Source organism: Pseudomonas sp. SA195 (genome assembly GCF_054131565.1).
Genome location: NZ_CP096392.1, coordinates 2,024,835 through 2,036,877, shown reverse-complemented (window position 1 = coordinate 2,036,877; position 12,043 = coordinate 2,024,835). Strand labels below are relative to the sequence as shown.

Here is a 12,043-nt window from a genome sequence, read left to right as displayed (position 1 = left end):
CAACACACGGCCTGGTAGTCGAACGGGCGGGCATAAAAAAGCCCGGCAGTGCCGGGCTTTTTTATCAGCTCAGGTCGGATCAACGAACCTGCGCTTCAACCTCTGCTTCTACGCGACGGTTGATTTGACGACCTTCCTCGGTGCTGTTGTCAGCAACCGGGCGGGTTTCGCCGTAGCCGACCGAGTCGACGCGCTGGCTTTCGACGCCGTACTGATTGACCAGAACCTCGCGGACAGCCTGAGCACGGCGCTCAGACAGACGCTGGTTGTACTGGTCAGTACCAACGGAGTCGGTGTGACCTTCTACCGTCGTGCTGGTCTGCGGGTACTGCTGCATGAAGTCAGCCAGGTTCTTGATGTCGCTGTAGCTTTCCTGACGCACCTGGGCACGATCGAAGTCAAATTTGACGTCGAGTTCGACGCGAACGAGCTCCGGCTCCGGCTCTGGCTCGGTGTCGACGATCGGCGCCGGTGCCGGCTCAGGAGTCGGCTCGACCTGAGCGACCTGCTGTTGGGCGCCACCACCGAAGTTGAGGCCAACACCTACGCCTGCCATCCACTCGGCTTCGTCAGCATCGATGTTATACATGCCGTCGACGCTGGCCTTGGCGAAGAAGTTCTCGGTGAAGTAGTACTTCACGCCCGTGCCGACGTTGGCAAAGGTGCTATGGTTACGACCGCTGCGATTGGCCTGGCCAATGCTCTGGTGAGCTGCACCAGCCGATACGTAGGGACGCAGGCCGACGCCTGGCTCGCCGAAATGGTAGGTCGCATCGAGGGACGTCAGGCTACCCTTGATGTTTTTGTGGCCATCTACGCCGACCGGATCCTTGGAGGTCAGGTCATGGTATTCGCCGTAGGACAGGCCCAAGGAAACGTCGTCTGTCAGGAAGTAGCTAACGCCAGCTCCGTACAGTTCGCCGTCACGCTGGACATCGCGCGAGCTATCGGTGAAGTAATGCTTACCGAAGGCTTCCACCTCTACGGCACCCTGGCCTTGGGCCAGCGCGCTGAGAGAAGTGGCGGCGACCAAGGAGCCAATGGCAACGCCCAAGGTGTTTTTAAGCTTCATCCGTAAATCCCCATCTGGTGGTTAGAATCAGAACAATCTAAGGAAACCGGTTAACTGTAAGCCAACGCTGTTCGCTACCAATACGACAACCATCAGCGCTTAAGTTTCAGCAATACCGGAAAATTTTTCACGCAGTTTATCCAGCGCCCGTTTATACCGCATCTTCGTTGCGCTTAAACCCATGTGCATAATGTCGGCAATTTCCTGAAACTCCAGTTCCGCGACAAAGCGCAAAACTAGAATTTCCCTATCTATTTGGTTGACGTGGACGAGCCATCTATCCAACCCCCCTTTGTCATTGATTACCGGAGCCTTTTCCTCGGACGCCTCTTCCAACGGATCCAGGCTCAGGGCATCGAGCAAACGGCGTTTACGCCGTTCCTTCCTATATTGGGTGATGCACTCGTTGTAAGTAATGCTATATAGCCATGTCTTGAATTTGGACTTACCCTCGAAATTCTTGAGGCCATATAACACCTTCAACATCACTTCCTGACATACATCATCCGCGTCCCGGTCATTTCCCAGATAACGGGCGCACACATTGAACAACGTGCGTTGATATCGCCGCATCAGCTCTTCATATGCCCGGGTTATATGAAACAGTTCGGTATGCGCGCGCTGCACCAGCTCCTCATCGGATAGCTGGCGGGGGTCATAGTTCATGGCGAGAGGCTGGGCTTTGGTCAAGACACTTCGAGCCGACGGTCGGGTAGCAAACGCCGATATGGAAACAGGAATCGGGGCGGCGCACTTTAACAGATTACCCGGCCTAACGGCTGCCCACGCGCTGCTCCAACAGTACACGGTTAGCCACCGAAACCAATTCGCCGTCATCGGTCAGCAGCAATGTCTTGGCCGTTCCAATCTCTTCTATTTCGCCGTCGAGGCCCAACGACTCCAACCGGATGCGCTGCCCAACCTCGTAAAGCTCACGCACATAGATGCCAGCCAGAATTTGACTAACCAGCTCACGACTGCCGAGACCAAAGGCCAGTGCCACAGCGAGGCCCACGGAGATCAGGGCGATGGCGATCACATAGTTGAGCAGCTCGGTCTTGACCTCCAACTGGCCGATCGCCACGGATATGCTGATGATGATGACCAGCCCCTGCGCGATTCGCCCCAGACCGCTCGCGTACTCCAGCCCCACGCCCTCTGCCGCCCCACGCACCAAGCCGTTGACGAGCTGGGCAAGCAGGACCCCTGCAAGCAGAATCGCGGCGGCGCCAAAGACTTTCGGAACGTACAGTGCAAGCATGTCGAGGGTTGCCGACACGCGGGCAAGACCCAGCGACTCAGCCGCCGAAACAAGAAATACCAGCAGCACGAACCAGTAGACAATCTTGCCGATCAGCGCCGAAACCGGCAGGCGAATTCCGGCACGGACCAGCAGCTTGGTCACACCGGTACCGGCAACCAGGCGATCAAGGCCGACCTTGGCGAGGAGCTTCGACAGCAGCGCGTCAAGAATTTTCGCCACGACCAAACCGATCGCAAGGACCAACAAAGCACCGAACAGTCGTGGTATGAACGCAGCGATGGGCGTCCAAAGCGCACTCATCGCACCAAACAAACTCTGGCTCCAGGGATCGATATCCATGTTCAATCAGCCTTATCGATAGTGGAACGGGAACGGTTGCGGCGCGCAGCGACGGACTTTGTCGAGGCGCTGCCGCTCAGAGCGATCATTGCCGCCTGGAGCCAATGCCCCATCAAGCCGAACAGGTCACCAGCACCCACCTGACGGTTGGCGGTTTTAAGCACGCGGTCGAGGCAGGCCTCGTCATCGCGTACCGATTGAGTATTGAGTAGATCTCGCAGCGACTCTTCGAAGGGATCGCGCATGATTACCTCGCGTGAATGTCACATCTAGACGGCATACGGGAGGAAGCAGTCACACTTATACCCACTTCAGCCGGCGAAACAGCCACCACTGGAAACCGGCAACTGCCAGGATGATCCCGCAAACCGCCGCGAAACCGAGCGGATACTCAGCGCCTGGAATGCCGCCGACGTTGATGCCTAAGAGGCCGGTGATAAAGCTCAACGGCAGGAAGAAGCCAGTGATGATACCGAGCAGGTACATGGTGCGGTTCATCCGCTCGCGCATGCGCCGCTCTTCCGCTTCGAGCACCAGGTTGATTCGCTCGCGGATCAGTTCCAGCTCTTCCAGATAGCGAATCAAGCGGTTGCTCAACTCGTTCCAGTAGTCGGTATCGTCGGCAACGAACCAAGGCAGACGATGACGCGTCAGCTGGCCGTAAATCTCGCGCTGAGGCAGCAGGAAGCGGCGCAGGCTGGCCGCTTGGCGGCGCAGGGCGAGCAGCTTGTCCTGCGGCGGCGTGTAGCGCTCGTCGGCCTCCACCCGCTCCTCCTCTCCATCCAGCCGCTCGCTCAAGGTGTTAACCAGATCGTCGACACGCTCGGTGAGCGCGTCGGCCAAGCCCAGCAACACTTCTGACGAGGTCCGCGGTCCAGCTCCCTCGACCAGTTGGGCGCGAACGACCTCAGTAGAGCGCAGCGGTCGCAAACGCAACGAGATGACGCGGCGGGCATCCGCGAAAACACGAAGCGACACCATATCTTCGGGTTCGGCGTCCGGATTGAGGTTGACACCCCGCAGAAAGAGCAACAGCTCGTCGTCGGGTAGGTTAAGCAGACGGGGTCGCGTATTTTCTTCCAGCAAGACGTCGCAGACAAAGCCACTCAGCCCACTGGCTTGGCGCAACCACTTCTGCGCGGCAGGCACGCTGCGATCCCAATGTAACCACAGGGTTTCGGCCTCGGACAGCTCCAGCGCCTCAAGATCCGCATACCCAACCTGGCGTGCGCCACCCTTCCCGTCGAGCACAAGAGCGTGCAGCAATCCTGACTGATCGAGCTGACTCAACTGCATACCTGTCGCATGTGTTTAGCCTGTAAAAAAGCCCGGCAGTGCCGGGCTCGGAGAGCGATCGAACACCGGTTATTCCGGCATATTCAATGGCTCGGGTGAGACCACGATGCCGTTGTTGTCGGCGTAGATGTATTCGCCCGGACGGAAGGTCACCCCACAGAAAGTGACCGGTACATTCAGGTCGCCAATGCCGCGCTTATCGGTCTTCATGGGGTGAGTCGCCAATGCCTGAACACCCAGGTCAGTCTGAGCGATGACATCGACATCTCGAATGCAGCCGTAAACCACTAGGCCTTCCCAACCGTTGCGCGCCGCCTTTTCGGCGAGCATGTCGCCTAGCAGTGCACGGCGCAGGGATCCGCCACCGTCGACAACCATCACCTTGCCGGAACCGTCCAACTCGACTTGATCCTTGACGAGCGAGTTATCCTCGAAACATTTGATGGTGACGATCTGCCCACCAAAGGAATCGCGGCCACCAAAGTTACTGAAGATGGGCTCGACGACCTGGACCAGATCTGGATAGGCGTCGCAGAGATCGGGCGTGACGTATTGCATGGGACGCTCCTAAGAGAATTGGCGATACCGGCTCCTGCAGCCACGAGCAGGAAGCTGCAACGCCGAGCGAAGCTCGGCGCCTGGATCGGGACCGCCCGAGGTCAGTACATGCCTCGGAACGGTAGTTCAGTTCAGCTCCGCATCGGCGAGGAAGAACCAGGTATCGAGTACCGAATCCGGGTTCAGCGAGACGCTCTCGATGCCCTGCTCCATCAGCCACTTGGCCAGATCAGGATGGTCGGATGGACCTTGGCCGCAGATACCGATGTACTTGCCAGCCTTGTTACAGGCCTCGATAGCACTAGCCAGCAGCTTCTTGACCGCTGGATTACGCTCATCGAACAAGTGGGCGATGATGCCCGAATCGCGATCAAGACCGAGCGCCAACTGAGTCATATCGTTCGAGCCGATGGAAAATCCGTCGAAGTATTCGAGGAACTCATCGGCCAGCAGCGCATTGGATGGGAGTTCGCACATCATGATGATCCGCAGCCCGTTCTCGCCTCGCTTGAGGCCGAACTGCCCAAGGATATCGATGACCTGCGACGCTTCACCCAAAGTCCGTACGAAGGGCACCATCAACTCAACGTTGGTCAGGCCCATCTCGTCGCGGACCTTACGCATCGCGCGACATTCCAGCTCGAAACAGTCGCGGAACGAGTCGCTGATGTAGCGCGACGCACCACGGAAGCCGAGCATCGGGTTTTCTTCTTCCGGCTCGTAGAGCTTGCCGCCGATGAGGTTGGCGTATTCGTTGGACTTGAAGTCAGACAGCCGGACGATGACCTTTTTGGGCCAGAACGCGGCCGCCAGCGTGCTGACACCCTCGACCAGCTTCTCGACGTAGAAATCGACCGGATCGCCGTAGCCGGCAATACGTTTCTCGACGCTGCCCTTGATGTCTGCAGGCAGCCCATCGAAGTTCAGCAACGCTTTCGGGTGCACGCCAATCATGCGGTTGATGATGAACTCGAGGCGGGCCAAGCCGACGCCTTCGTTCGGCAGCTGGGCGAAATCGAATGCACGATCGGGGTTGCCGACGTTCATCATTATCTTGAACGGCAGCTCTGGCATGGCATCGATGGAGTTCTGGCGAATGTCGAAGCCCAGCTCGCCTTCGAAGATCAAACCGGTGTCGCCCTCGGCACAGGTTACCGTTACCCGCTGGCCGTCCTTCAGCAGCTCAGTGGCATTGCCGCAACCGACGACGGCCGGAATACCCAGCTCACGCGCAATAATGGCGGCGTGGCAGGTCCGGCCGCCACGGTTGGTAACGATGGCGCTGGCGCGCTTCATCACCGGCTCCCAGTCCGGGTCGGTCATATCGGAAACCAGGACGTCGCCCGGCTGGACCCTGTCCATCTCGGAAACATCGCGAATGATCTTGACCGGACCGGCGCCGATGCGCTGACCAATGGCTCGGCCCTCGACCAGGACCTTGCCCTTCTCCTTCAGCAAGTAGCGCTCCATGACATTGGCGCTGCTGCGGCTCTTCACCGTCTCCGGGCGGGCCTGGACGATATAAAGCTGATTGTCGTCACCATCTTTCGCCCATTCGATATCCATCGGACGACCGTAGTGCTGCTCGATGATCATCGCCTGTTTGGCGAGATTAGTGACCTCTTCATCAGTCAGGCAGAAACGCATGCGCTCGGCCTGGTCGACGTCGACCGTCTTGACCGACTTGCCGGCACGGGCTTCTTCGCCATAGACCATCTTGATCGCCTTGCTGCCGAGGTTACGGCGCAGGATCGCCGGCCGACCGGACTGCAGGGTGTGCTTGTGTACGTAAAACTCGTCTGGGTTGACTGCGCCCTGAACAACGGTCTCGCCAAGACCGTACGCACCGGTAATAAAGACGACGTCGCGGAAACCCGACTCGGTGTCGAGGGTGAACATCACGCCGGCGGTGCCAGTCTCAGAGCGCACCATGCGCTGAACGCCGGCTGACAGCGCAACCAGCTTGTGGTCGAAGCCCTGGTGCACGCGGTAGGCGATAGCGCGATCGTTGAACAGGGAGGCGAAGACTTCCTTGGTGGCGCGGATAACATTGTCGACGCCACGGATATTGAGGAACGTTTCCTGTTGCCCGGCGAACGACGCGTCCGGCAAGTCTTCCGCAGTGGCTGAGGAGCGAACGGCCACTGCCATGTTGTCGTTACCGGCAGCCATTTCAGCGAAGGCAGTGCGGATATCCGCGTCGAGTTGAGGCGGGAACTCCGCTTCCATTACCCATCCGCGAATCTGCGAGCCGGCTTTGGCAAGGGCATTGACGTCATCGACGTCCAGCGCATCGAGCAGCGCGTGTATCTGCTCGTTCAGCCCGCTGAGCTCCATGAAATCACGGTACGCCTGAGCCGTAGTGGCGAAACCACCTGGCACCGATACACCGGCGCCTGCCAGGTTGCTGATCATCTCGCCCAGGGAGGCGTTCTTGCCCCCTACACGCTCAACATCATGATTGCCGAGCTTATCGAGGGAAACTACGTACTCTACCAAGGTGATCTCTCCACGTTGTGTTGGAAACTCGGTTCGTGCCCGTCCGGAGCACGGTGGCCTGGCCCTGCGAAATGAGTGACAATGCCCGCCAATCGAGGCTCGGCGAAGGGGCCTACTATAGCTGAGAACCGTTCTTGACTTAAGGTCCCAGGCGCAATGAAACGAACTGCTTTCTTTATCTCCGACGGCACCGGAATCACGGCCGAAACGCTTGGCCAGAGCTTGTTGGCACAGTTCGAAACGATCAGCTTCACCAAACTTACCCGCCCGTATATTGATACGGCCGAAAAAGCGCGGGCAATGGTACAGCAAATAAACAAGGCGGCGGAAAACGACGGGGCGCGGCCGATCATCTTCGACACGCTGGTCAACCAGGAGATTCGGGACATTCTCGCCGAGTCGAATGGCTTCATGATCGACATCTTTTCGTCTTTCCTTGCTCCGTTGGAACATGAGCTGATGTCACGTTCCTCCTATTCCGTGGGTAAATCCCACTCGATCAGCCACAACGCGAACTACATGGAGCGAATCGACGCTGTCAATTTCGCCCTGGACAACGATGACGGTGCCCGTACGCACTACTACGACAAGGCCGATCTCATTTTGGTCGGCGTATCCAGGTGCGGCAAAACGCCCACCTGCCTGTACATGGCCATGCAGTACGGCATCCGCGCTGCGAATTACCCGCTGACCGAAGACGACATGGAGCGGCTGCAGCTGCCGAACGCGCTCAAGACGCATCGCGACAAGCTGTTCGGCCTGACCATCGACCCCGACCGCCTCGCTGCCATTCGCCACGAGCGTAAACCCAACAGTCGTTACGCCAGTTTCGCTCAGTGCGAGTTCGAAGTTCGCGAGGTGGAGAATCTCTTCCGTCGCGAGAACATCAACTACATCAACTCGACCCATTTCTCTGTCGAGGAAATCTCCGCAAAGATCCTCGTGGAAAAAGGCGTCGAACGTCGACTCAAATAACCGCCGCTTCGCTAGACAACAAAAAGTCCGCTTGGTGCGGACTTTTTGCGTTTTTCAGCTAGAAGAATTCACTGGCCGGCGCTCGAAAGTCCATCAGAACGCGTCGCCTGGCACGCGCACCCAACCCTCCATCAATATTCGCGCGCTGCGACTCATGATCGCCTTGGTAACGGTCCACTGGCCGTCGACCTGTTTCGCCTCGGCTCCGACGCGCAGCGTGCCGGACGGATGCCCGAAGCGCACGGCGTGGCGTTCACCGCCGCCTGCAGCAAGATTGACCAGCGTGCCCGGCACGGCCGCCGCCGTACCGATGGCCACGGCACAAGTACCCATCATCGCGTGGTGCAGCTTGCCCATGGACAGTGCCCGAACCAGCAGATCCACCTCGCCCGCTTCAATGGTCTTGCCGGACGACGCACGATAGCTCTTCGGCGGCGAAACGAACGCAACCTTCGGCGTGTGTTGGCGGGTCAGCGCCTCTGCCGCGGTCTTGATCAGGCCCATGCGCAGCGCGCCAGCGACACGAATAGACTCCAGCTGCGCGAGCTGCGCCGGGTCGCCGTTGATGTCCTCGCGCAACTCCGTGCCCTGATAGCCGATGTCCTCGGCATTGACGAAAACCGTCGGGATGCCCGCGCTGATCATGGTCGCCTTTAGCGTGCCGATGCCGGACACCTCCAGATCGTCGACCAGGTTGCCGGTGGGGAACATCGAAGCGCCCTCCTCGCCATCGTCGGAGGGATCAAGGAAGTCGAGCACGATCTCGGCGGCAGGAAAGGTCACGCCGTCCAGCTCGAAGTCGCCGGTTTCCTGTACCTGCCCGTCGACAACCGGCACGTGGGCAATGATGGTCTTGCCAATGTTGGCCTGCCAGATCCGCACCACACAGGTGCCGTTCTGCGGAATGCGATCGGCATCCACCAGGCCAGCATGCAGCGCGAAGGCGCCGGCGCCGGTTGAAAGGTTGCCGCAGTTGCCGCTCCAGTCGACGAAGGGCTTGTCGATCGACACCTGGCCGTAGAGGTACTCGACGTCATGATCGGGCCGGGTGCTCTTGGACAGAATCACGCATTTGCTGGTGCTGGACGTGGCGCCGCCCATGCCGTCGATGTGCACCGAATAGGGATCGGGACTGCCGATTACGCGCATGAACAGCTTGTCGCGTGCAGCGCCCGGCTCCTGGCAGCTCTGCGGCAGGTCCTGCAGGCGAAAGAACACGCCCTTGCTGGTGCCGCCACGCATGTAGGTGGCGGGAATCTTGATCTGGGATTGATGAGCCATGAGTGAGTCCTGGCTAAGAAATGGATGGGCCGTAGGGTGGGCGGCGTTTCACCGATCCACCGCGAGGTTGATGCGGTGGATGGAAAAAGCGCCATCCACCCTACGAGACCGAACGGTCAAGCCTGACCGAGGAAATCCTTGGCGAAGCGCTGCAGCACGCCGCCAGCCTGATACACGCTGACTTCGGCAGCAGTGTCGAGGCGGCAGGTGACCGGGACACGGGTTTCTTCACCGCTCTTGTGGTGAATGACCAGGGTCAGGTCGCAGCGCGGCGACAGATCGCCTTCGATATCGAAGGTTTCGGTGCCGTCGAGGCCCAAGGTCAGGCGCGTGGTGCCCGACTTGAACTCAACCGGCAGCACGCCCATGCCGACCAAGTTGGTGCGATGAATACGCTCGAAGCCTTCGGCCACGATCACTTCGACACCCGCCAGGCGCACGCCCTTGGCCGCCCAGTCACGCGAGCTGCCCTGACCGTAGTCGGCACCGGCGACAATGATCAGGTTCTGCTTGCGGTTCATGTAGGTTTCGATCGCTTCCCACATGCGCATGACCTTGCCTTCCGGCTCGACACGCGCCAGCGAACCCTTTTTCACCTGACCATCGACCACGGCCATTTCATTGACCAGCTGCGGGTTGGCAAAGGTCGCGCGCTGCGCGGTCAGGTGGTCGCCACGGTGGGTCGCGTAGGAGTTGAAGTCCTCCTCCGGCAGGCCCATCTTGGCGAGGTATTCCCCGGCGGCCGAATCCAGCAGGATGGCGTTGGAGGGTGACAGGTGATCGGTGGTGATGTTGTCCGGCAGGATCGCCAGCGGGCGCATGCCCTTCAAGGTGCGCTCGTTAGCCAGCGCACCTTCCCAGTACGGCGGGCGGCGAATGTAAGTCGACATCGGGCGCCAGTCGTACAGCGGGCTCTTGGCTTCCTCGATGTTGCCCAGGTCGAACATCGGGATGTAGACCTGCTTGAACTGCTCCGGCTTGACCGACGCGGCGACGATGGCGTCGATCTCCTCGTCGGATGGCCAGAGGTCCTTCAGGGTGACCGGGTTGCCGTTCTTGTCGGTGCCCAGCACGTCCTGTTCGATATCGAAGCGCACGGTGCCGGCGATGGCGTAGGCCACCACCAGCGGCGGCGAGGCCAGGAACGCCTGCTTGGCGTAGGGGTGGATGCGGCCGTCGAAGTTACGGTTGCCGGACAGCACTGCCGTGGCATACAGGTCACGGTCGATGATTTCCTGTTGGATTTTCGGATCCAGCGCGCCGGACATCCCGTTACAGGTGGTGCAGGCATAAGCGACGATGCCGAAACCGAGTTTCTCCAGCTCCGGCAGCAGCCCCGACTCTTCCAAATACAGCTTGGCGACCTTGGAGCCTGGCGCGAAAGATGTCTTCACCCAGGACTTGCGCGCCAGCCCCAGCTCATTGGCCTTCTTCGCCAGGAGACCAGCCGCAACCACGTTGCGCGGATTGGAGGTGTTGGTGCAACTGGTGATGGCCGCGATGATCACCGCACCATCCGGCAACAGACCTTCGGCTTCTTCAGCACGCGCTGCGGCCAGCTTGACCTCGTCGGCAATGCCGCGCTCGTGCAGCGCCGAAGTCGGCAGGCGCTTGTGCGGGTTGGACGGGCCAGCCATGTTGCGCACCACGCTGGACAGGTCGAATTCGAGCACGCGCTCGTACTCGGCGCCTTCCAGGGCGGTCGCCCACAGGCCGGTTTCCTTGGCGTACTGCTCGACCAGCGCGACCTGCTCCGGCTCGCGGCCGGTCAGCTTGAGGTAATCGATGGTTTGCTGATCGATGTAGAACATCGAAGCGGTGGCGCCGTATTCCGGGCACATGTTGGAAATGGTCGCGCGATCGCCGATGGTCAGGCTGTCGGCGCCCTCGCCGAAGAACTCGACCCAGGCGCCGACGACCCGCTCCTTGCGTAGGAACTCGGTCAGCGCGAGGACGATATCGGTGGCGGTAATGCCCGGCTGACGCTTGCCGGTCAGGCGTACACCGACGATGTCCGGCAGGCGCATCATCGACGGCAGGCCGAGCATCACGGTTTCGGCTTCCAGACCCCCGACGCCAATAGCGATTACGCCCAGCGCATCGACATGGGGAGTGTGCGAGTCAGTGCCGACGCAGGTATCCGGGAAGGCCACGCCACCGCGCGCCTGGATTACCGGGCTCATCTTCTCCAGATTGATCTGGTGCATGATTCCGTTGCCAGCCGGGATCACGTCGACGTTCTTGAACGCGGTCTTGGTCCACTCGATGAAGTGGAAACGGTCCTCGTTGCGCCTCTCCTCGACCGCCCGGTTTTTCTCGAACGCCTCGGGGTCGAAGCCGGCGTACTCCACCGCCAGCGAATGGTCGACGATCAGCTGAGTCGGTACGACCGGATTGACCTTAGCCGGGTCACCGCCTTGCTCGGCGATGGCATCGCGCAGGCCGGCCAGGTCCACCAGCGCCGTCTGCCCGAGGATGTCATGGCAGACCACACGCGCCGGATACCAGGGAAAATCGAGGTCGCGCCGACGCTCGACGATCTGCCGCAGCGCATCGCCCAGTAGTTCGGGATCGCAACGACGCACCAGCTGCTCGGCCAGTACACGCGAGGTGTAGGGCAGCGTGTCGTAGGCACCCGGCTGGATGGCCTCGATGGCGGCGCGGGTGTCGAAGTAGTCCAGCGGCGTGCCGGGCAAAGGTTTGCGGTGTTCTGTATTCATGCCGGAAAGACTCGATTCTGTGTGTGCATGTCCGGGGAG

Annotated in this window: 10 protein-coding genes; 1 reads left to right on the top strand and 9 read right to left on the bottom strand. The window is 60.1% G+C overall.

The features are described 5' to 3' along the window. Window positions 1-79: 79 nt before the first annotated feature. The 7 genes from M1D78_RS09480 to ppsA form a co-directional block, all read right to left on the bottom strand. Entirely contained in the window at window positions 80-1,072 is a 993-nt protein-coding gene (locus M1D78_RS09480; RefSeq protein WP_437419500.1) for an OmpA family protein, read from the bottom strand. A gap of 99 nt (window positions 1,073-1,171) precedes the next feature. Beyond that, a complete protein-coding gene (gene sigX, locus M1D78_RS09475; RefSeq protein WP_243605543.1) occupies window positions 1,172-1,762 on the bottom strand; it encodes an RNA polymerase sigma factor SigX in 591 nt (196 codons plus the stop codon). A gap of 82 nt (window positions 1,763-1,844) precedes the next feature. After that, window positions 1,845-2,675, bottom strand: coding sequence for a mechanosensitive ion channel family protein (locus tag M1D78_RS09470; RefSeq protein WP_437419501.1), 831 nt, complete (start codon window positions 2,673-2,675; stop codon window positions 1,845-1,847). A gap of 2 nt (window positions 2,676-2,677) precedes the next feature. Further along, window positions 2,678-2,920, bottom strand: a complete 243-nt coding sequence (locus tag M1D78_RS09465) for a CrfX protein (RefSeq protein ID WP_437419502.1) — start codon at window positions 2,918-2,920, stop codon at window positions 2,678-2,680. A 55-nt stretch (window positions 2,921-2,975) separates the two neighbouring features. Then, window positions 2,976-3,971 (bottom strand): zinc transporter ZntB, encoded by a 996-nt coding sequence (locus M1D78_RS09460; RefSeq protein WP_437419503.1) that lies wholly within the window; start codon window positions 3,969-3,971, stop codon window positions 2,976-2,978. Between the two features lie 69 nt (window positions 3,972-4,040). Further along, window positions 4,041-4,529, bottom strand: a complete 489-nt coding sequence (rraA, locus tag M1D78_RS09455; protein WP_437419504.1) for a ribonuclease E activity regulator RraA — start codon at window positions 4,527-4,529, stop codon at window positions 4,041-4,043. A 126-nt stretch (window positions 4,530-4,655) separates the two neighbouring features. Beyond that, window positions 4,656-7,028, bottom strand: a complete 2,373-nt coding sequence (ppsA, locus tag M1D78_RS09450) for a phosphoenolpyruvate synthase (RefSeq protein WP_437419505.1) — start codon at window positions 7,026-7,028, stop codon at window positions 4,656-4,658. Between the two features lie 156 nt (window positions 7,029-7,184). On the opposite strand from ppsA, the gene ppsR reads away from it, so the two are divergent. After that, window positions 7,185-8,003 carry a posphoenolpyruvate synthetase regulatory kinase/phosphorylase PpsR gene (gene ppsR, locus M1D78_RS09445; RefSeq protein WP_437419506.1) on the top strand — a complete coding sequence of 273 codons (819 nt, stop codon included), beginning with the start codon at window positions 7,185-7,187 and terminating at the stop codon, window positions 8,001-8,003. Window positions 8,004-8,096: 93 nt separating this feature from the next. Here the strand turns inward: ppsR and prpF are convergent, their stop codons facing one another. Together prpF and acnD are read right to left on the bottom strand one after the other, a co-directional pair. Then, complete coding sequence (prpF, locus tag M1D78_RS09440; RefSeq protein WP_437419507.1) at window positions 8,097-9,284, bottom strand: 2-methylaconitate cis-trans isomerase PrpF; 1,188 nt, start codon at window positions 9,282-9,284, stop codon at window positions 8,097-8,099. A gap of 116 nt (window positions 9,285-9,400) precedes the next feature. Next, a complete protein-coding gene (gene acnD / locus M1D78_RS09435; protein WP_437419508.1) occupies window positions 9,401-12,004 on the bottom strand; it encodes a Fe/S-dependent 2-methylisocitrate dehydratase AcnD in 2,604 nt (867 codons plus the stop codon). Window positions 12,005-12,043: the final 39 nt, after the last annotated feature.